21 protein-coding genes are annotated in these 17,993 nt (G+C 60.7%); 6 read left to right on the top strand and 15 right to left on the bottom strand.

The window, feature by feature from the left end:
- Positions 1-8: 8 nt before the first annotated feature.
- Complete coding sequence (locus tag ACR0JN_RS00690; RefSeq protein ID WP_480816704.1) at positions 9-365, bottom strand: diacylglycerol kinase; 357 nt, start codon at positions 363-365, stop codon at positions 9-11.
- Between the two features lie 140 nt (positions 366-505).
- Positions 506-694: a hypothetical protein gene (locus ACR0JN_RS00685; RefSeq protein ID WP_480816705.1), complete on the bottom strand. Its 189-nt coding sequence runs from the start codon at positions 692-694 to the stop codon at positions 506-508.
- Between the two features lie 229 nt (positions 695-923).
- Between ACR0JN_RS00685 and ACR0JN_RS00680 the strand changes: the two genes are divergently transcribed.
- Complete coding sequence (locus ACR0JN_RS00680) at positions 924-1,166, top strand: CDGSH iron-sulfur domain-containing protein (RefSeq protein ID WP_480816706.1); 243 nt, start codon at positions 924-926, stop codon at positions 1,164-1,166.
- A 3-nt stretch (positions 1,167-1,169) separates the two neighbouring features.
- Here the strand turns inward: ACR0JN_RS00680 and ACR0JN_RS00675 are convergent, their stop codons facing one another.
- The 5 genes from ACR0JN_RS00675 to ACR0JN_RS00655 form a co-directional block, all read right to left on the bottom strand.
- Positions 1,170-1,427 carry a DUF6455 family protein gene (locus ACR0JN_RS00675; RefSeq protein ID WP_480816707.1) on the bottom strand — a complete coding sequence of 86 codons (258 nt, stop codon included), beginning with the start codon at positions 1,425-1,427 and terminating at the stop codon, positions 1,170-1,172.
- 11 nt (positions 1,428-1,438) lie between these two features.
- Positions 1,439-1,696, bottom strand: coding sequence for a DUF6455 family protein (locus ACR0JN_RS00670; protein ID WP_480883451.1), 258 nt, complete (start codon positions 1,694-1,696; stop codon positions 1,439-1,441).
- A 13-nt stretch (positions 1,697-1,709) separates the two neighbouring features.
- Positions 1,710-1,961, bottom strand: a complete 252-nt coding sequence (locus tag ACR0JN_RS00665; protein ID WP_480883450.1) for a DUF6455 family protein — start codon at positions 1,959-1,961, stop codon at positions 1,710-1,712.
- Between the two features lie 69 nt (positions 1,962-2,030).
- Positions 2,031-2,399 carry a YigZ family protein gene (locus ACR0JN_RS00660; protein ID WP_480883448.1) on the bottom strand — a complete coding sequence of 123 codons (369 nt, stop codon included), beginning with the start codon at positions 2,397-2,399 and terminating at the stop codon, positions 2,031-2,033.
- Positions 2,396-3,103, bottom strand: a complete 708-nt coding sequence (locus tag ACR0JN_RS00655) for a M48 family metallopeptidase (RefSeq protein ID WP_480883446.1) — start codon at positions 3,101-3,103, stop codon at positions 2,396-2,398. The genes ACR0JN_RS00660 and ACR0JN_RS00655 overlap by 4 nt, the downstream gene beginning before the upstream one ends.
- A 120-nt stretch (positions 3,104-3,223) precedes the next feature.
- Here ACR0JN_RS00655 and ACR0JN_RS00650 point away from each other — a divergent pair, with 120 nt between their 5' ends.
- Positions 3,224-3,463 carry a hypothetical protein gene (locus ACR0JN_RS00650; protein WP_480612476.1) on the top strand — a complete coding sequence of 80 codons (240 nt, stop codon included), beginning with the start codon at positions 3,224-3,226 and terminating at the stop codon, positions 3,461-3,463.
- Here the strand turns inward: ACR0JN_RS00650 and ACR0JN_RS00645 are convergent.
- Entirely contained in the window at positions 3,460-3,735 is a 276-nt protein-coding gene (locus ACR0JN_RS00645) for a DUF167 domain-containing protein (RefSeq protein WP_480883444.1), read from the bottom strand. The genes ACR0JN_RS00650 and ACR0JN_RS00645 overlap by 4 nt on opposite strands.
- A 136-nt stretch (positions 3,736-3,871) precedes the next feature.
- On the opposite strand from ACR0JN_RS00645, the gene ACR0JN_RS00640 reads away from it, so the two are divergent.
- A complete protein-coding gene (locus tag ACR0JN_RS00640) occupies positions 3,872-4,450 on the top strand; it encodes a nitroreductase family protein (protein ID WP_480883442.1) in 579 nt (192 codons plus the stop codon).
- A complete protein-coding gene (locus tag ACR0JN_RS00635; RefSeq protein ID WP_480883440.1) occupies positions 4,447-5,145 on the top strand; it encodes an EI24 domain-containing protein in 699 nt (232 codons plus the stop codon). The genes ACR0JN_RS00640 and ACR0JN_RS00635 overlap by 4 nt, the downstream gene beginning before the upstream one ends.
- A gap of 6 nt (positions 5,146-5,151) precedes the next feature.
- On the opposite strand, the gene ACR0JN_RS00630 is transcribed toward ACR0JN_RS00635, so the two are convergent.
- Both ACR0JN_RS00630 and mce read right to left on the bottom strand, forming a co-directional pair.
- Entirely contained in the window at positions 5,152-5,424 is a 273-nt protein-coding gene (locus ACR0JN_RS00630; protein WP_480816715.1) for a DUF1467 family protein, read from the bottom strand.
- A gap of 24 nt (positions 5,425-5,448) precedes the next feature.
- Complete coding sequence (mce, locus tag ACR0JN_RS00625) at positions 5,449-5,853, bottom strand: methylmalonyl-CoA epimerase (protein WP_480883439.1); 405 nt, start codon at positions 5,851-5,853, stop codon at positions 5,449-5,451.
- Positions 5,854-5,988: 135 nt separating this feature from the next.
- Here mce and ACR0JN_RS00620 point away from each other — a divergent pair, with 135 nt between their 5' ends.
- On the top strand, positions 5,989-6,708 hold the full coding sequence (locus tag ACR0JN_RS00620; protein ID WP_480883437.1) for a response regulator: 720 nt from the start codon (positions 5,989-5,991) through the stop codon (positions 6,706-6,708).
- A 262-nt stretch (positions 6,709-6,970) separates the two neighbouring features.
- On the opposite strand, the gene aspS is transcribed toward ACR0JN_RS00620, so the two are convergent.
- The 4 genes from aspS to ACR0JN_RS00600 form a co-directional block, all read right to left on the bottom strand.
- Entirely contained in the window at positions 6,971-8,746 is a 1,776-nt protein-coding gene (gene aspS / locus ACR0JN_RS00615) for an aspartate--tRNA ligase (protein ID WP_480883435.1), read from the bottom strand.
- Positions 8,747-8,824: 78 nt separating this feature from the next.
- Positions 8,825-9,478, bottom strand: coding sequence for a CPBP family intramembrane glutamic endopeptidase (locus ACR0JN_RS00610; protein ID WP_480883433.1), 654 nt, complete (start codon positions 9,476-9,478; stop codon positions 8,825-8,827).
- 14 nt (positions 9,479-9,492) lie between these two features.
- Positions 9,493-10,140 carry an aminotransferase class IV family protein gene (locus tag ACR0JN_RS00605; protein WP_480883431.1) on the bottom strand — a complete coding sequence of 216 codons (648 nt, stop codon included), beginning with the start codon at positions 10,138-10,140 and terminating at the stop codon, positions 9,493-9,495.
- Positions 10,095-11,222 carry an aminodeoxychorismate synthase component I gene (locus ACR0JN_RS00600; protein WP_480883429.1) on the bottom strand — a complete coding sequence of 376 codons (1,128 nt, stop codon included), beginning with the start codon at positions 11,220-11,222 and terminating at the stop codon, positions 10,095-10,097. The genes ACR0JN_RS00605 and ACR0JN_RS00600 overlap by 46 nt, the downstream gene beginning before the upstream one ends.
- A 177-nt stretch (positions 11,223-11,399) precedes the next feature.
- Here ACR0JN_RS00600 and carB point away from each other — a divergent pair, with 177 nt between their 5' ends.
- Positions 11,400-14,744 carry a carbamoyl-phosphate synthase large subunit gene (carB, locus tag ACR0JN_RS00595; RefSeq protein ID WP_480883427.1) on the top strand — a complete coding sequence of 1,115 codons (3,345 nt, stop codon included), beginning with the start codon at positions 11,400-11,402 and terminating at the stop codon, positions 14,742-14,744.
- Between the two features lie 199 nt (positions 14,745-14,943).
- Here the strand turns inward: carB and ACR0JN_RS00590 are convergent, their stop codons facing one another.
- The gene (locus ACR0JN_RS00590) at positions 14,944-17,985 is read right to left on the bottom strand and encodes an efflux RND transporter permease subunit (protein WP_480883425.1); all 3,042 of its coding nucleotides are present in this window, start codon (positions 17,983-17,985) and stop codon (positions 14,944-14,946) included.
- Positions 17,986-17,993: the final 8 nt, after the last annotated feature.

The raw sequence follows: 17,993 nt of genomic DNA, 5'->3' as shown, positions 1-17,993 counted from the left end.
AGGCACCGTCAGAACAAATCGAGCAGGGCCACCACCCAGGCTGCACCGGCCGCAATGGCCGTCAGGGCGACCGCTGCGCTTGCGGCGTCTTTGGCCTGACCGGCCAGAGGGTGCTGGTCGGTCGAGGTGAAATCCACCGCGCGCTCAATCGCGGTGTTGAACAGCTCGGCCACCAGCACCAGAAGCCCCAGCACGATGATCAGCGCCCGCTCGGCTGACCCGACGGGCAGCCACAGAACCAGCGCCACTGACACAAGGTTGGCCCAACCCCACGAGCGAAAGGAATACTCATCGCGCCATGTGGCGCGCAGGCCCTGCCAGCTCCAGCGGGTACGGTCCTTTAGTCGGGTGAAAAAGTACTGCATCGGCCTTGGGTATTGGTGCGTGTCATTGGGATTGAAGGATCATGCCCGCACTCCGATCAGGCAAGAAAAAACCGCCCAACAGGCGGCATTACTTTCCGAAGCAGGCAGGCGGCCCACAGTCGGGCCGCCTGCGAAAGAGCTTACTGGGTAACCGGGTTACAGACGGTCTGGCCTGCCTCGGTCGTGGCCAGTTCATACCCGCCCGGGCAGCTTGCGTTGCCGGCCTTGTCATAGCTGGGCTGAACGAAAACGGGGGTCGGCTCTTCCTGCTGCGCGCAGGCCGTCAGGATCAGAGCGAATGCGCCAAGGGCAGCGAATTTCAGTTTCATGTCCGTCAATCCTCTATTAATTTTCTGATATTGACCAGTTTTTCGGGGCCAGTCTCAGGATAAGACTTGCTGGTCTTTCTGGCAACAGACTTGATCACGAAACCGTGATCTGAGGCGGAACCACGCTCGAATCTCCGGTTATCAGGCTGGGTTGCATCGCGCGTGCTACCCTTTTCGGCGCGGCGCTCTACACTGGATTAAAGACATCAGCCAAAGACGGAGACGCCACATGTCCGACACACCGATTATTGCCCAAACCTCTCCTTTTCCAGTCGAGGTGACCGAGGGGAAGACCTATTTCTGGTGTGCCTGTGGCAAGTCCAGCAACCAGCCTTTTTGCGACGGATCGCACAAGGGAACTGGGATAGAGCCGGTGAAGTTTACCGCCGACGCCAGCAAAAAAGTCTTCTTTTGCGGCTGCAAGCATTCGTCGAAATCGCCGCTTTGCGACGGGTCGCATTCCAAGCTGTAGGGGTTATTTCAACGCGTTCAGCTGGTCGGCGTTGGCACAGAACTCGGGCGCGGACGCGGCTACATTCTGTTGCTCGGATAGCCAGATTTCGCAGTGTGCGCTACATTGCGACGCCCGGCACTTCGTGACCATCCCGGCATAGCATTCTGGCGAAAGCCGCTTTTCGGCCATCGCCTCGGTCAGGGACACGCCGATGCAACGGGCGACGGACCGGGTCAGCCAAAAGTGTTTTTCGACGTCTCCAAGGGTATCCTTTGGCATCATCGATCTCATTATCCTGAGGCTTTCAGCGCTGCGAACCTGGTCCGGTTGGGGCAGTGTTCGGGCGCATCAAAAGCGGTTTCGTGTTCATCCAGCCATTCGGGGCACTGGCTGGCCCATGCGCATCCCTGGCAGGATCGGATCATTCCGGCCCAATCCTGCTGGCTCAGGTGACCCTTGCGGTGCGCCGCGACGATGTCTGTCCCGGTCGCCTGACCCATCCGCAAAACAAGGCGGATATGTGCCATGACTTCTCCCAGATGCGGCATGATGGCGGGTCCCCTATGGCATCAGCTTATGCAGTAGCTCGCGGTTTCGGCAGTATTCTGGCGCTTGTCCAAGGGTGGGTTCCTGCGCCAGAAGCTGCTGGCAATGGCCAGGGTTCGGGCAGTCAGTGCACCGCAAAACCGCATCCGAAATCTGATCAATGCTCACCTGACCGCCAATCGCGGCCTGTTCCAGATCAACGTCCAGCATTCTGGCCATATCATCGACCAAACCGGCGTGTAGTCGCAGAACACTCTGACTGGCCATGCGGAATCCTCTCACGTCTCGCGTCACGATCAGGGTACAGGTTTTGTTCGACTGATCCTTTGACTCAGGTCAATTGACCTTACCGACCCGGTCCAGATAGGCGCGGGTTGCGTCCTGCACGCGCCTGAACCGGTCGCCGCCCAGCTTTTTGCCACCGGACCAGCGCGTGACAATGATCACGTGATTGTCCAGACCTTCCCGCTCCATCATCCGCAGGATCACCATGCCGGCACCGCTTTCCCCGTCATCCGCTTTCAACGCCCCGGTCGGCAGGGTCGCGGCCCAGGTGTTATGCGTGGCCTTTGCATAGCTTTTGTCCGATTTCAGATCACCTAGCACCACGTCGATCTCGGCCCGACTCGTGACATGCGCGCCCGAAACCGCATATTTTGACCCGCGATCGGTCAGAATCACCCCCAATCGCGTCAGGGTGGTCATTGCGTCAGCCCCAGTTGCGCGGCTGTTTCCAGAACGATTTGAACACGGTCTGCGTTGGGCGGGTGCGAACTGAGGAACCGGTCACCGGGATCTGGAATTCGGTCAAAGAACTTTGCCCCGACCAACGGGTTATAACCCGCTTTATAGGTGATAATTGTGCCCAACTGATCCGCTTCAAGCTCAAAGTCCTGGGAATAAATCTGCGCGCCGACCTGCGCCCCGAGCTTCTGCGCCTCTTCCACCCCGGCTTCATCAGCCCCGTGCAATCGGGCCAGTTCACCGAACCGGGCCGCACTTTCACTGGCGTTTCGGGATTGCCGTTCGATGTGATCCAGGATGTGATGCGCCGCCTCGTGCCCCATTACAAACGCCAGCTCATCCGCATTCTGCGCCGAGCTTATCATCGAGCGGGTGAAAATGATGGCGGGCTGGTCGTTTTCGTCCAAAGTCTGAAAGGCGTTGGCAGGCGCGCGCGGGTTCAGGTCTACTAAAATCCGAAAGTCGCAATTCCCGGATGGCGCCTGACGCAGACACTGGGTGCGGGCCTCGGCCCCGATGGCGCGGCTGACCTCGCGAAACGTCTCGGTCGTGACCTGAGAATCCGCCGAACGCGATTCCCAATCCTCGGCGGGCAGAACGCGTAGCACCCCCGAATCGCAAGCTGCCAGCAGCAACAGGACTGCCAAGAAGATCGCACGTGTCATCAGGACCCCTTCCGGTCAGTCTTGCCGCCCAGCCACCATAGCGCGGTGATCCATGCGGGGCCACGCCTGATCGGTTGCCAACGGGTTGCATTGCGCGGCGTCCACCGGCACTCTGCCCGTATGTTTTCGATTGAGCATGAATTCGACTCGACCGTCATTACTCTGATCGACGAAGGCGAGAAGCCTTTGCAGGAGGATGTGGTCATCAACAACTTCGCCGAATGCGTCACGCTGGAACAACTGGACCCGCGAACGGATCAGGTACAGAAAATCACCCTCTCGCCCGAACAGGTGCGCGATCTGGCCGCGGCGTTGGACCTGCCCGAGGGCGTGTATCAGTTGCGGGAAACGCAGGACTAAGGGTCATAGACAAAAACCTTGTCGCGGCTGGTCTGCCCCCGTTTCAGAGTCAGCGTTGATGGGGCGACACCCAAGCATTGCGCCAGGATGGAGCGGACGGCCTGATTGGCCTTGCCGTTGTCAGCCGGTGCCGTGACCCGGATATGTAGTTGCTCACCTTCTAGCGTCGCCCGATCCTGCGCAGCTTTCGGCGTCACTCTGACCGGAAGCTCAGCGCCCCGTCGGGCCAGGCTGCGCAAGTCCGGCAAATTTCGCAGTCGTGACCTGGCCATATTGCCCCCGCTTTTTTCAACACCCTTGCATGACCGGTCCCGGAATGAAAATGATCTGGGCAAATCGCCAGTTTGCCCTTGAATCGGGGGCCATGCTGACCAACTTACAGACTGCCCATGTAAAGGAAGTTAACATATGTCCCTGAAAAACCCGGCCGCTCTGGAATTTCTGCAGTCGCGCCGGTCACGCCCGGCCAAAACGCTGATCGCTCCGGCACCCACACGCGAGGAACTGCTGCCCCTGCTCACCGCTGCCGCGCGCAGCCCCGACCACGGTAAGCTGGAACCCTGGCGCTTTATTGTGCTGGAAAAAGAGGCCATGCCGCGTCTGGCGCAATTGACCGAAGACTGCGGCATCGCGTTGGGCAAAAGCGCTGAGGATATCGCGAAAACGCGCAGTCAGTTCGATATGGGGCAACTGGCAGTGGCGGTGATCGAGGTGCAAAAGCCCAGCGACAAAGTTCCGGCCATCGAACAGACCTATTCCGCAGGGGCGGTCTGTCTGGCCTTGCTGAACGCTGCGCTGGCTGCTGGTTGGGGGGCCAACTGGCTGTCGGGCTGGCAAGCGCATGACCGCGAGTTCTGCAGGACGGCACTTGGTCTGGCCGAAAATGAACGCGTCGCGGGCCTGATCCACATCGCGACCGAAAGCAGGACCCCACCCGAGCGTCCCCGTCCGGACGTCGCGGCATTAACTCAGTGGGTATCTGAATGATCATCCTGAACGCCTTCTTCTCGGCGTTGGGACAAATCGGCGATCCCAAATTTCGCGCTGTTCTGCTGCGCGGTGTCGGCTTGACGATCCTGCTGCTGGTGGTCGCTTGCGCGGGTGCGATCTGGTTCATCAACACGCTATCGGGCAATGAAATCTCATTGCCCTTCGTCGGTGTCGTGCCGTGGCTGAACGACGTGCTGAACTATTCGGGCATCTTTCTGGTGCTTGTGCTGCCGGTGTTTCTGATGGTTCCGGTCGCCTCGGCCATAACCTCGATCTTTCTGGACGAGGTCGCGCAGGCGGTCGAGGACAAGCACTACAAAACCCTGCCCCCGGCCCGCCGCATTCCGGTCTCCGAGGCGGTGCGGGACGGTCTGAGCTTTCTGGGCGTTCTGATCGTTGCAAACCTGCTGGCGCTGATACTTTACGCGATCTTCACCCCGCTTGCGCCGTTCATCTTCTGGGCCATGAACGGGTTCCTGCTGGGCCGAGAATACTTCACGCTGGCCGCCATGCGCCGTTTGGGCCGCGACGGGGCGCGGAAGTTGCGGGCAAAGCATTCGACAACCATCTGGATTGCGGGAACGCTGATGGCCATCCCGCTGTCGGTTCCCTTGGTAAATCTGGTGATCCCGATCATCGGAGCCGCCACATTCACCCATATCTACCACAGCTTGTCAGCCAGCAGGGCCTGACAGCGCCTAGCGCGGTTCCAACTGATTCAGCCAGTCGAAATCGCGCACCGAGATCACGCCCGACACGATAATCCCCGCAATCACCGCCCAGAGCACCACAGAAATGCCGGTGGTGATCCACAGCTTCTTCTTCATGTGGTGAACCTCCGGCGCGCCCGCATGGGTACCCGGCACGATCTCACCCAGATCGCCTTGGGTTTTGATGCGGATGGGTAGCACCACAAGCAAGGTCATGAACCAGATGACCGCGAACAGAACCAAGGCGGCTGTGATCGTCATGTCGGACCCTCCGGGGTTAGGGGTTTAAACCTGTTCCAGTTCGACCAGACAGCCGTTGAAGTCCTTGGGATGCAGGAACAACACGGGCTTGCCATGCGCGCCGATCTTGGGCTCGCCAGAGCCCAGCACGCGCGCGCCGGTTTCCTTCAGATGGTCGCGGGCCGCGAGGATATCCTCGACCTCATAGCACACGTGGTGGATGCCACCGGCGGGGTTTTTCTCGAGGAATCCATTGATCGGGCTGTCATCGCCAAGAGGGTAGAGCAGTTCGATCTTGGTGTTGGGCAGTTCGATGAACACAACGGTCACGCCATGATCGGGTTCATCCTGCGGCGCGCCCACGCTGGCACCCAGCGCGCTGCGATACTGCTCGGACGCGGCCTCAAGGTCCGGCACGGCGATGGCAACGTGGTTAAGACGACCGATCATGATGTTCTCCTCTGTCCTTTGTTGCATGGGTTATGGGGGCAGACCCGGCAAAGGACAAGTGCGCCAAATCGCCCGTTAACCCTGTGTTAGCCAGAAGTTCCTAGCGTAAGGCATCTGCTGGATAGGAGATCTGCCATGGACGATTCGGGCCCTTTCGCCACCACTATCGCCACGCCCACCGCAACGCGGCCCCTGTTGGGCCAAACCATTCTGGTTGTCGAAGACAGCCGGTATGCGTGCGACGTGATCCGCCTTATGTGTCTACACAGCGGGGCCAGAATTCGGCGCGCCGACTGCCTGAAATCGGCCCGACGCCATCTGCAGATTTACCGCCCGTCGGTCATTCTGGTGGATATGGGCCTGCCGGATGGCTCGGGCGCGGACCTGATTGAGGAACTGACCCAAGCCTCGCCCCGGATCGGCGTCATTCTGGGCATGTCCGGCGATGATTGCGCCAAGGCGGATGCGCGCCGGGCCGGGGCCGATGGGTTTTTGCCCAAACCGCTAAAATCAATGGCGTATTTTCAGAAATCCATCCTGGAGCTTCTGCCCGAGGATCGCCGCCCCGGCGATCTTCATGCTGTGCGGGATGAGGTGATCCGCCCGGACCCGATGGCGTACCAGGATGATATGGCCCATATCGCTGATATTCTGGCAGGCCCGAATGATCCACGCACCCTGGATTACGCTACACAGTTCCTGCGCGGCGTCGCGCGTGAGGCTGATGATGCCGTTCTGGCTGAAGCCGCCCGAAAGCTTGCAGTGTCCCGGGCACAGGGCACGCCGATCACCGCCGAGGCCGCGCAACTGGCCGGGATCGTGCAAAGCAGGCTGGAACGGCGCGAGGCAATCTGAGATGGCCGCCGCCTACCTCGTCGCCGCATCGCTTCTATGTCTGTGGCTCTACCGTCAAACACGCAAAGCCGCCCGTACCATTCGGGAGAACCGGAATGGGTTGGGGAAACAGCTAGGTTAGTGCGTTTCTCGACCTTAGAAGTTGCACGGGTACGGGGCCAGCGGCATTTTGCCGCCCGACGCGGTCTCACGCGCACTCGTCTGAAACAGCGTTTTTCCGGTCCCCAGAAAGCAAACCGCCCGCACGCGGCGGGCAGCTCTCTTAGTCCTGCGGGATGATCCGAAGACCCAGTTCCATCAACTGGTCCGAGGTTGGATCGGACGGCGCGTCCATCATCAGATCCTCAGCCCGCTGGTTCATCGGGAACATCATGACCTCGCGGATATTCGCCTCATCCGCCAACAGCATCACGATCCGGTCGATGCCCGCAGCACAGCCCCCGTGGGGCGGTGCGCCGTAGTGGAAGGCGTTGAACAGGGCTCCAAAGCGGGATTTGACCTCATCCTTGCCGTAGCCTGCCAGTTCAAAGGCTTTCAGCATGATCTCGGGCTTGTGGTTCCGGATTGCGCCCGACACCAGCTCATAGCCGTTGCACGCCAAGTCGTACTGATACCCACGTACATCCAGCGGATCGCCCTGCAGTGCCTCCATGCCACCCTGCGGCATCGAGAACGGGTTGTGTTCAAAATCGATCGCGCCGGTTTCCTCGTCCTGTTCATAGATTGGGAAATCCACGATCCATGCAAAGGCGAACCGGTCTTTCTCGGTCAGGCCTAGCTCATCGCCGATCACATCCCGCGCCTTGCCTGCGACCTTTTCAAAGGCCTTGGGCTTGCCGCCCAGGAAGAACGCCGCATCACCCACATCCAGCCCAAGTTGCTGGCGGATCGCCTCGGTGCGCTCAGGCCCGATATTCTTGGCCAAAGGCCCTGCGGCCTCTCGGCCTTCGCCCTGATCGCGCCAGAAGATGTAGCCCATCCCGGGCAGACCCTCTTTCTGCGCAAAGGCGTTCATGCGGTCGCAGAATTTGCGGCTGCCACCACCCGGCGCGGGGATGGCGCGGATTTCAGTACCGTCTTGCTCCAGCAGCTTTGCGAAAATCGCAAAGCCAGAATCGCGGAAGTGGTCGGAGACCACTTGCATTTTGATAGGATTGCGCAGGTCGGGCTTGTCGGTGCCGTACCACAGGGCCGAATCCTTGTAGGAAATCTGCGGCCATTCCTGATCGACCTTGCGGCCACCGCCGAACTCTTCGAAAACGCCGGTCAGAACGGGCTGGATCGTGTCGAACACGTCCTGCTGCTCGACAAAGGACATCTCAAGGTCCAACTGATAGAAATCGGTGGGCGAGCGGTCGGCGCGCGGATCTTCATCGCGGAAACAGGGCGCAATCTGGAAATACTTGTCGAAGCCCGACATCATGATCAACTGCTTGAACTGCTGCGGGGCCTGCGGCAGGGCGTAGAACTTGCCCGGATGCAGGCGCGACGGCACCAGAAAGTCGCGCGCGCCTTCGGGGGACGAGGCGGTGATGATCGGCGTTTGATACTCGCGGAACCCCTGATCCCACATGCGTTTACGCATCGAGGCCACAACGTCCGAGCGCAGGGTCATGTTGCGCTGCATCGCCTCGCGGCGCAGGTCCAGATAGCGATAGCGCAGGCGGGTTTCCTCGGGGTATTCCTGATCGCCGAAGACCATAAGCGGCAGTTCGTCGGCAGCACCAAGCACTTCCAACTCGCGCACGTAAACCTCGACCTCGCCGGTAGGCAGTTTCGGGTTCACCAGTTCCGGGTCGCGCGCCTTGACCGATCCATCGATGCGGATGCACCACTCGGAGCGAACTTTCTCAAGTTCGGCAAAGGCGGCGCTGTCGCCATCGCACAGAACCTGCGTGACACCGAAGTGATCGCGCAGGTCGATGAACAGCACGCCACCGTGATCTCGGACCCGATGCACCCATCCCGACAGGCGGACGGTTTCACCGACATTGGCGGCGGTCAGAGCGGCGCAGGTGTGGCTGCGATAGGCGTGCATGGAGATATCCCTTCGGGCGCAGAATTCGTCGCGCCGATACACCCTGTCAGGTCTGGAAAGTCAAGGCGGGTCGCGCCGTCAAAACGGCCTTTGCACGTTGCCCGAGTAGAAATAGACGCCCAAACCGACGGCAAAGATGATATTGCCCGCGATCGCGTGCAGCAGCACCGCGAATACAAACGAGCCGCGCTGACGGTAAGCCCATGTAAACAGCATCCCTCCGGCAAAGGTCATCACGGCGACAATCCAGCTCCAGTACATCAGATGGGCGAAGGAAAACACGAACGCGTTCAGCAGATAGGCCCGGCGGCCATCAGGCAGGATTGCGTGATAGCGGCGGAAGAACAGGGACCGGAACAGCAGCTCTTGCGGTAAGGCCGAGGCCAGCGGATAGCCGATCCAGATCATGGCCAGCATCTCGGGCCGGTGTCGCAGCAGGAAAAAGGCGGCCTCGGGCCGGGTGATCTGAATGAGCACCGTGCAAAATGCCGCCATGATGAGCGTAAAGGCGAGCAACTCGCGCCAGGACCAGTTCGCCCATTCATATCGCAGTTCCGCCCAGCGAAACCCCGGCGTCCAGTTCAGCAGCACAATCCCCAGCCCGGTAAAGGCAAAGAGCGCCGGGAACATCCAGTCGGGTGGGAAGAACACTGCAATAACCAGTGGGGCGGCGATGTAAAACAGGCCGAACTCCACCCGCAGCCGGAGCATCGCGACCGGCGGTCCGACCATTGTGCTGTCTTTGCTCACTGGTTCACCAACTCCACCGGGATCAGCCCGCGCAATGAATTTCCCATGTGGACAGTTCGTGCGTTTCGCAGATCGGTCAAGGTCAATCTGGCTTCCGTAACGTTGTATTTTTCCAGCATTTCTTCGCGCAGAATACCGGGCAGCAAGCCGCAGGACAGCGCCGGTGTCAGGCAGCGCCCGTCGGACATCGTAAGAAACAGGTTGGTGATCGTGCCCTCACATAATTCATCGCGCTCGTTCAGGAACAAAAGCTCGTCGATCTCTGGGGGCATCGCGGCGCGAGCGTCATCATAGACCGCGCGCCGGGTGGTTTTGTGGTGCAGCCAGATATCCGAAGAATTCAGTCGTTTGTCGGCAATCCCCAATCTCCATTTGGCCGGATTTTCCGCCAAACGAGCGGTGGTCAGCTCAAATGCGCCAGCGGCGTCCATCGTCAACCTGCAGCGCAAATCGCCGTCGCTGGAAACCGGGGACAGAGCCGCCTCAGCCTGCGCCCGCAAAAATGGCAGATCCAGAGCATCCGCCGTCCGGGCCATGCGATCCAGGTGCCGGGTCTTGCGCACAAATCCCTGATCCGGCCTATAGGCCAGCGTCTCGATCAGGCGGAAATCAGGCTCAACTGGCGGGCGAAGCGGGCTTTCCATAAGGCTTCCTCATATTCCGAGGCGGCTGTGCTGTCCCAGACCACACCGCCGCCCACGTTCAGCGTGGCGCGTCCATCCTCGACCATTAGCGTGCGGATGGCCACGTTGAACTCGGACCGGCCATCGGGGGCGGCCCAACCGATGGTGCCGCAGTAGATATCGCGTGCCCAAGGCTCCAGATCGGCCAGAATCTCCATCGCGCGGATTTTGGGCGCACCGGTGATTGACCCGCAGGGGAACAGGGCCGTCAGGATTTCCGATAGTTCGGCCCCAACTTGTAACTGCGCCCGCACCAGCGAGACCATCTGATGCACTGTCGCGTAGGTCTCGACCTTGAACAGTTCCGGCACATGGACCGAGCCCGGCAATGCCACGCGGCTGATATCATTGCGCAGCAGGTCGACGATCATCAGGTTTTCAGCCCGGTTCTTTGGATCGGTCGACAAGAAATTGCGGTTCCGGGCGTCCTCGGCCATATCCTCGCTTCGGGGCTGAGTGCCCTTCATCGGGCGGGTTTCGATACGCCCGGTTTCATCGGTGCGAAAAAACAGTTCGGGTGAACGGCTCAGCAGGTCCGGCAATCCGTCCTGTTCGACCAGCGCACCGTGGCCGACAGGCTGACCCGCCGCCAGCGCGGAATAGAGCGCGCCGCTGTTGCCATCGACCGTCAGATCAATCGGGAAGGTCAGGTTGGCCTGATAGATATCCCCCGCGCCGATGGCGTCATGTACGGTCTGGAAAGCATGCTTATAGCGCGCCTCGTCCCAGCGTGGCTTGAAGCTGGAAATCCCGCCACCCGTTTTGGGTAGGTCGGATTGCACTGGTGCGTCATACGCCCCAAAAACCAGCAACGGCAACCGGCGATCCTGCGGCATGCGAGCGTTCAGGCGCGGCTCCAGCGCATAACCGAGCTCATAACTGGCATACCCGGCGATCCATGCCCCATCGGCGCGTGCAGCATCCAGCGCCGCCAAGGCCTGGGGCACGTCCTCCGGCTGATCCGCGCGGATTATGTGGGATGGCCGGTCAAAAAAGGTTCCCGGACCGGCAGGCCCCTGATCAAATCGAATACGCAAGTGCATCCTCATTTGCCGTGCTGCGCGGTATAGAGAATACGCCGCCAAGGGAAAGGGGGGAAAGCGGCAATTTCATCCCTGTTTCCGATCCCTCTTGCACCTTTTCGCGCGGTCCCTATAACGCAGGACAATTTGGGCGCTGGGGCGGTGCCCTGACTCGCGGATAATCGAAGGAACGTGGCCATGCCGAGAAGAACCGACATCCAGTCGATCATGATCATCGGGGCGGGCCCCATTGTTATCGGTCAGGCGTGTGAGTTCGACTATTCCGGCGCTCAGGCCTGCAAGGCGCTGCGCGAGGAAGGCTATCGGGTCATTCTGGTGAACTCGAACCCCGCGACGATCATGACCGATCCCGGTCTGGCCGATGCGACTTATATCGAGCCGATCACGCCCGAGGTGGTCGCCAAGATCATCGAGAAAGAACGCCCCGACGCCCTGCTGCCCACCATGGGCGGGCAGACCGGCCTGAACACCTCGCTGGCGTTGGAAGAGATGGGCGTGCTCGAGGAGTTCGGCGTCGAGATGATCGGTGCCAAGCGCGACGCGATTGAAATGGCCGAAGATCGCAAGCTATTCCGCGAGGCGATGGATCGGTTGGGGCTGGAAAACCCCAAGGCGACCATCGTAACCGCGCCCCGCAAGGAAGACGGCTCGACCGATCTGGATGCGGGTGTGCAGATGGCGCTGGATGAGCTGGAAGAGATCGGCCTGCCCGCGATCATCCGCCCTGCCTTTACCTTGGGCGGAACCGGCGGTGGTGTGGCCTATAACCGCGAGGATTACATCCATTTCTGCCGCTCGGGCATGGATGCCTCACCCGTCAATCAGATCCTCGTCGATGAAAGCCTGCTGGGTTGGAAAGAATACGAGATGGAGGTGGTGCGCGACACTGCCGACAACGCCATCATCGTTTGTTCCATCGAAAACGTCGATCCGATGGGCGTGCATACGGGTGACTCGATCACCGTGGCCCCTGCCCTGACGCTGACCGACAAGGAATACCAGATCATGCGCAATGGCTCGATCGCTGTTCTGCGTGAAATTGGCGTCGAGACCGGTGGCTCGAACGTGCAATGGGCGATCAACCCAGATGATGGCCGCATGGTCGTGATCGAGATGAACCCGCGCGTGTCGCGCTCGTCGGCTCTGGCCTCCAAAGCAACCGGTTTCCCGATTGCCAAGATCGCCGCGAAACTGGCCGTGGGTTACACGCTGGACGAGTTGGACAACGACATCACCAAGGTCACCCCGGCATCGTTCGAGCCGACCATCGATTATGTCGTGACAAAAATCCCGAAATTCGCGTTCGAGAAATTCCCCGGCTCGGAACCCTACCTGACCACCGCGATGAAATCGGTGGGTGAGGCCATGTCCATCGGCCGCACCATCCACGAATCGATGCAAAAGGCGTTGGCCTCGATGGAATCGGGTCTGACCGGGTTTGATGAAATCGAAATCCCCGGCCTGAGCGTGGGCGTTTGGGATGAGGCCGACGACAAAGCCGCCGTGATCAAGGCGATCAGCCAACAGACGCCGGACCGGTTGCGCACGATTGCTCAGGCGATGCGTCATGGCTTGACCGACGACGAAATCTTCGGCGTCACCAAGTTCGACCCGTGGTTCCTCGCCCGTATCCGCGAAATCATCGAAGCCGAGCGTCAGGTCCGCAAAGATGGTCTGCCGATGACCGAAGACGGCATCCGCAGGCTGAAAATGCTGGGCTTCACCGATGCGCGTCTGGGCAATCTGACCGGTCGCGACGAAGCCAATGTCCGCCGCGCCCGCCGCAATCTGGGCGTTTCAGCCGTCTTCAAACGCATCGACACCTGCGCCGCCGAATTCGAAGCGCAGACGCCTTACATGTACTCGACCTATGAAGCCCCAATGATGGGCGAAGTTGAATGCGAGGCCCGCCCGAGTGACCGCAAAAAGGTCGTCATCCTCGGCGGCGGCCCGAACCGGATCGGTCAGGGGATCGAGTTCGACTATTGCTGCTGTCACGCCTGTTTCGCGCTGACCGATGCGGGGTACGAGACCATCATGGTCAACTGCAACCCCGAGACGGTCAGCACCGACTATGACACCTCGGATCGTCTATATTTTGAGCCGCTGACCTTTGAACATGTCATGGAAATCCTGATGAAAGAGCAGGAAAACGGCACCCTGCACGGCGTCATCGTTCAGTTCGGTGGCCAGACCCCGCTGAAACTGGCCCACGCGCTTGAAAACGAAGGCATCCCGATCCTCGGCACCACGCCTGATGCGATCGATCTGGCCGAAGACCGCGAACGCTTCCAGGCGCTGGTCAATGAGCTGGGTCTGAAACAACCCAAGAACGGCATCGCTTCGACCGATGAACAGGCACTTGAGATTGCCGAGGAAATCGGCTTCCCGCTGGTCATTCGCCCCTCTTACGTTCTGGGCGGCCGCGCGATGGAAATCGTGCGCGATATGGACCAGTTGAAACGGTATATTAACGAAGCCGTGGTGGTCTCCGGCGACAGCCCCGTGCTGCTCGACAGCTATCTGTCCGGCGCGGTGGAACTGGACGTGGATGCGCTGTGTGATGGAACGGATGTTCACGTCTCGGGCATCATGCAGCATATTGAAGAGGCGGGCGTGCATTCGGGCGACTCGGCCTGCTCGCTGCCACCCTATTCGCTCAGCCCCGAGATTCTGGCGCAGATCGAGGATCAGGCGCATAAATTGGCCCGCGCGCTGAACGTAGTCGGCCTGATGAACGTGCAGTTCGCGGTCAAGGATGACGAGATTTACCTGATTGAGGTCAACCCCCGCGCCAGCCGCACCGTGCCTTTCGTGGCCAAGGCCACCGACAGCGCCATCGCCTCGATCGCCGCGCGGGTGATGGCGGGCGAGCCGCTGTCGAACTTCCCGCAGCGTCCCGCCTACAACAAGGAACAGGACCACAAAGTCGTCGACCAGATGACACTGGCCGACCCGAACATGCCGTGGTTCTCGGTGAAAGAGGCGGTGCTACCCTTCGCCCGCTTCCCCGGCGTCGATACGATCCTCGGCCCCGAGATGCGCTCGACCGGTGAAGTGATGGGCTGGGATCACGACTTCCCGCGCGCCTTCCTCAAGGCGCAGATGGGGGCGGGCATGGTGCTGCCTTCGTCGGGCCGTGCGTTTATCTCGATCAAGGACGCCGACAAGACACCCGCTATGCTCGAGGCAGCGCAGGTTCTGGTCGGGCAAGGCTTCGCACTGGTCGCGACCCGCGGAACCCAAAGCTGGCTGGCGGATCAGGGCGTGCCCTGCGACGTGGTCAACAAGGTGTATGAAGGCCGCCCAGACGTGGTCGATATGCTGAAAGACGGTCAGGTTCAGTTGCTGATGAACACCACCGAGGGCGCACAGGCGGTCGAGGATAGCAAGTCCATCCGCTCAATCGCGCTGTATGACAAGATCCCCTACTTCACCACCGCCGCCGCCAGCCACGCCGCCGCGCTGGCGATCAAGGCCCAGGCCGAAGGGGATGTCGAGGTGCAGTCGCTGCAGGGTTAACCACGCGCATTGAGCCGCAAAGCGCGCATCATTCAGGAAAATATTTGCGCCCGTTGACGTTTTGTCAGCGGGCGCTCATTTTTTGGCTAATCGAGCAGAAGGACCACCAAGATGCGCATTCTACTGGCTATCGCCGCTCTTACCGCCCTAGCCGCCTGTGACGTGCCGTTTGTCCCGCTGATCTGACGAAAGCGGGTCTTTAGGCGGCCTGTGCCACCCGCCGTTCATCGCGCGCGAAAAACAGCAGGTAGAACACCGGCGCGGCCACCATTGTCAGCACCGTGGCAAAGGCCAGACCCCCCATGATCGTCACCGCCATCGACACGAAAAACGCATCCGTCAGCAGCGGTGCCATCCCCAGAATGGTGGTGATCGCCGCCAGCATGACCGGGCGCAGACGCGAGACGGATGCTTCGACAATCGCCTCGCGCAGGGGTTTTCCGGTGGCGCGGACCAGGTCGATCTCCTCGACCAAAACGATGCCGTTCTTGATCAGCATCCCCGACAGGCTGAGCAGCCCCAGCAATGCCGTGAAGGTAAACGGCAGGCCGGTTCCCAGCAGGCCGATGACGACGCCATTGACCGACATCGGCACCAGCAGCCAGATGATGATCGGCTGACGCAGCGCGTTGAACAGCAGCACCGAGATCAGCACCATGATCAGCAGGCTCAGCGGCAATTGCCTGCCCAGACTCTCCTGCGCATCGCGCGAGTTTTCATACTCGCCGCCCCACTCCATCCTGTAGCCCGGCGGCAGGTCGATGGCTTCGATGGCATCGCGCACCTCGGCATGCACCTGCGCCGCTGTGATACCGGGCGGGATATCGGCACCGACAGTGATGGTCAGCACCCGGTCCCTGCGATGCACCAGCGTATTCAGCGCCTCGTATTCGAACCCGTCCACCATCTGCTCGACAGGTACGAAGCGTTCGGACTGATCGGAATACACCACCTGATCGACGATCGAATAATCCCCATCCGCCGCCCGCCGGATGATGATCGGGATCAGGCGGTCGCGTTCGCGCAGGACACCGCCGCTGATGCCATCGGTCGAAAACTGCAGGGTGGCAGCGATATCCTCGCGGCTGACACCTGCCGTCTGCGCCCGTTCAGTGGCGTAGATCGGGCGCACGGCCAGCTCTTTCTCGCGCCAGTCCTGATAGATATTGAGCGCGTTGGGGGAAGCTGCGGCCATCCGTTGCACCGCCTCTTCGGCCAGTTGCCGTAGCACGACCGGGTCGCTGCCCGAGAACCGCGCCTGGATCGGATCGCCGCCGCCGGGGCCAAAGACCAGACGCTTGGTGCGGAACTCACCTTCGGGGAAGCGCCCGGTTCCGAAGGCTTCCAGATCGGCCTGCAGCGCCGGGATATCGTCCAGCGTCTCGGTCCGGATGATCATGTGGCCGTAGCTGGGATTCGGGTCCTCGGCCGAGTAGGTCAGCATGAACCGCGTCGCGCCCTGCCCGACAAAGGTTGTCACGGACACCACATCGTCTCGGTCGTTCAGCCAGTCTTCGAAAACCGCCATATCCTGACTTGTGCGCGCAATCGGCGTGCCCTGTGGCAGTTTGTAATGCACGAAGAACAGCGGCGTGTTCGAATCCGGGAAGAACTGCTGTTTCACCAGCCCGAAACCGGCGTAACAGGCGACTGTAACGGCAACCAACCCGGCGACCACCAGCCAGCGGAATCGAAGCGCCCAATGCAGGATGACGCCGTAGATGCGGAACAGAATCCCGCTGTATGCGTCCACGTCACCCGCCTTGCCCTGCTTGAAGAAGTAATGCCCTAGCATTGGCGTCACGGTGATCGCCAGCACCCAGCTTAGCAGCAGGGAGATGCCGATCACCGCGAAAAGCGAGAACAGAAATTCGCCGGTCGCATCCGGGCTAAGGCCAATTCCCGCGAAGGCCATGATGCCGATCACCGTCGCCCCCAACAGCGGGATTTGCGTTTTCGAGGCGACCTCTTCCGCCGCATCGCGCGAGGATTTGCCGCGCAGCATGGCGATCTGCATCCCCTCGGCCACGACGATGGCGTTGTCCACCAGCATGCCCATCGCGATGATCAGCGCGCCCAGCGAAATCCGCTCCATCTCGATCGAGAAAAGCGCCATGAACAACAGGGTGCCCACAACGGTCAGCAACAGGGTCGAGCCGACCACGATAGCCGCCCGCCAGCCCATGAAGATGCCCAGAACGGCCACCACGATGGCCACGGACATCGCAAGGTTGACCAGAAAATCGTTCGAGGCCTGTTCGACCACGACATGCTGCTGGTAGATCGGCAGAATCTCGACACCGAAGGGGATGCTCGGATCAAGCTCGGCGAATTTGGCGTCGGCGCGCTTTCCGACCTCGACGATGTTTTCCGTTGAAAGCCCTGCGATGCCCAGCGTGAACGCCTCGGTCCCGTTGAACCGGATCATGACCTGCGGATCGGTCTGGCGGGCGCGGTACACGTTGGACATGTCGAACAGGTTGATCACCTGCCCCTGCGAGCCGACCGACAACCCCGCAATCGCCGACACGCTGTCGGAGCCTTCTGCTGTCAGGATGGTCGTTCGGTCATTGCCGGACCTCAGGGAACCGGATGAATTGACCGAATCCGCGTTGGCGATGGCCTCATTCAGCGCCTGAATGGGCACGTTCTGGTTCACCGAGATCGCCAGATCCGGTTCAATGAAAATCGCCTCTTCCGGCAGGCCTTGAACCTCGACGTCGGCGACGCCGTCCACGGTCAGCAACTCGCGACGCAGGAAGGTCGCCAGTTCGTGCTTTTCCGCGTCCGAAAAGCCGTCGGCGGTGACGGCGTAAAACAGGCCGAACACATCGCCGAACCCGTCATTGACGTAAGGCGCACCGACACCCGAGGGCAGGCTGCGGGACGCGTCACGGATTTTGGCGCGCAGGCGGGTCCAGATGTCCGGCAGTTCAGAGCCGTCATAGGTAGATTGAATCTCAACCTCAATCAGCGACACGCCCGGCTGATTAACCGAGGTGATGGTATCTACTTCTCCCATCTGCTGGATCGCCGATTCCAGCGGTTCCGAGACCTCCAGCGCGACCTGCTCGGCGGTGGCGCCGGGGTATTGCGTGATGATGACCGCGTTTTTGATGGTAAAGGCCGGGTCTTCCAGCCGCCCCAGCGACAGAAACCCCCAGATACCACCGAACAGGGCGATCAGAATGATCAGCCACGTGTAAAGTGGCCGGTCAATGGAAGCGCGCGCAATTTTCATCTGCCCGC

It is taken from the genome of Ruegeria sp. G12 (assembly GCF_056533565.1).
Note: the sequence above shows the minus strand (reverse complement) of the source record. Positions and strands in the feature narration are given on the sequence as shown.

What these genes read in the sequence shown, in the direction of transcription:
- ACR0JN_RS00690 (WP_480816704.1), bottom strand. Translation starts at nt 365, where the DNA reads ATGCAGTACTTTTTCACCCGACTAAAGGACCGTACCCGCTGGAGCTGG.
- ACR0JN_RS00685 (WP_480816705.1), bottom strand. Translation starts at nt 694, where the DNA reads ATGAAACTGAAATTCGCTGCCCTTGGCGCATTCGCTCTGATCCTGACG.
- ACR0JN_RS00680 (WP_480816706.1), top strand. Translation starts at nt 924, where the DNA reads ATGTCCGACACACCGATTATTGCCCAAACCTCTCCTTTTCCAGTCGAG.
- ACR0JN_RS00675 (WP_480816707.1), bottom strand. Translation starts at nt 1,427, where the DNA reads ATGCCAAAGGATACCCTTGGAGACGTCGAAAAACACTTTTGGCTGACC.
- ACR0JN_RS00670 (WP_480883451.1), bottom strand. Translation starts at nt 1,696, where the DNA reads ATGCCGCATCTGGGAGAAGTCATGGCACATATCCGCCTTGTTTTGCGG.
- ACR0JN_RS00665 (WP_480883450.1), bottom strand. Translation starts at nt 1,961, where the DNA reads ATGGCCAGTCAGAGTGTTCTGCGACTACACGCCGGTTTGGTCGATGAT.
- ACR0JN_RS00660 (WP_480883448.1), bottom strand. Translation starts at nt 2,399, where the DNA reads ATGACCACCCTGACGCGATTGGGGGTGATTCTGACCGATCGCGGGTCA.
- ACR0JN_RS00655 (WP_480883446.1), bottom strand. Translation starts at nt 3,103, where the DNA reads ATGACACGTGCGATCTTCTTGGCAGTCCTGTTGCTGCTGGCAGCTTGC.
- ACR0JN_RS00650 (WP_480612476.1), top strand. Translation starts at nt 3,224, where the DNA reads ATGTTTTCGATTGAGCATGAATTCGACTCGACCGTCATTACTCTGATC.
- ACR0JN_RS00645 (WP_480883444.1), bottom strand. Translation starts at nt 3,735, where the DNA reads ATGGCCAGGTCACGACTGCGAAATTTGCCGGACTTGCGCAGCCTGGCC.
- ACR0JN_RS00640 (WP_480883442.1), top strand. Translation starts at nt 3,872, where the DNA reads ATGTCCCTGAAAAACCCGGCCGCTCTGGAATTTCTGCAGTCGCGCCGG.
- ACR0JN_RS00635 (WP_480883440.1), top strand. Translation starts at nt 4,447, where the DNA reads ATGATCATCCTGAACGCCTTCTTCTCGGCGTTGGGACAAATCGGCGAT.
- ACR0JN_RS00630 (WP_480816715.1), bottom strand. Translation starts at nt 5,424, where the DNA reads ATGACGATCACAGCCGCCTTGGTTCTGTTCGCGGTCATCTGGTTCATG.
- mce (WP_480883439.1), bottom strand. Translation starts at nt 5,853, where the DNA reads ATGATCGGTCGTCTTAACCACGTTGCCATCGCCGTGCCGGACCTTGAG.
- ACR0JN_RS00620 (WP_480883437.1), top strand. Translation starts at nt 5,989, where the DNA reads ATGGACGATTCGGGCCCTTTCGCCACCACTATCGCCACGCCCACCGCA.
- aspS (WP_480883435.1), bottom strand. Translation starts at nt 8,746, where the DNA reads ATGCACGCCTATCGCAGCCACACCTGCGCCGCTCTGACCGCCGCCAAT.
- ACR0JN_RS00610 (WP_480883433.1), bottom strand. Translation starts at nt 9,478, where the DNA reads ATGGTCGGACCGCCGGTCGCGATGCTCCGGCTGCGGGTGGAGTTCGGC.
- ACR0JN_RS00605 (WP_480883431.1), bottom strand. Translation starts at nt 10,140, where the DNA reads ATGGAAAGCCCGCTTCGCCCGCCAGTTGAGCCTGATTTCCGCCTGATC.
- ACR0JN_RS00600 (WP_480883429.1), bottom strand. Translation starts at nt 11,222, where the DNA reads ATGCACTTGCGTATTCGATTTGATCAGGGGCCTGCCGGTCCGGGAACC.
- carB (WP_480883427.1), top strand. Translation starts at nt 11,400, where the DNA reads ATGCCGAGAAGAACCGACATCCAGTCGATCATGATCATCGGGGCGGGC.
- ACR0JN_RS00590 (WP_480883425.1), bottom strand. Translation starts at nt 17,985, where the DNA reads ATGAAAATTGCGCGCGCTTCCATTGACCGGCCACTTTACACGTGGCTG.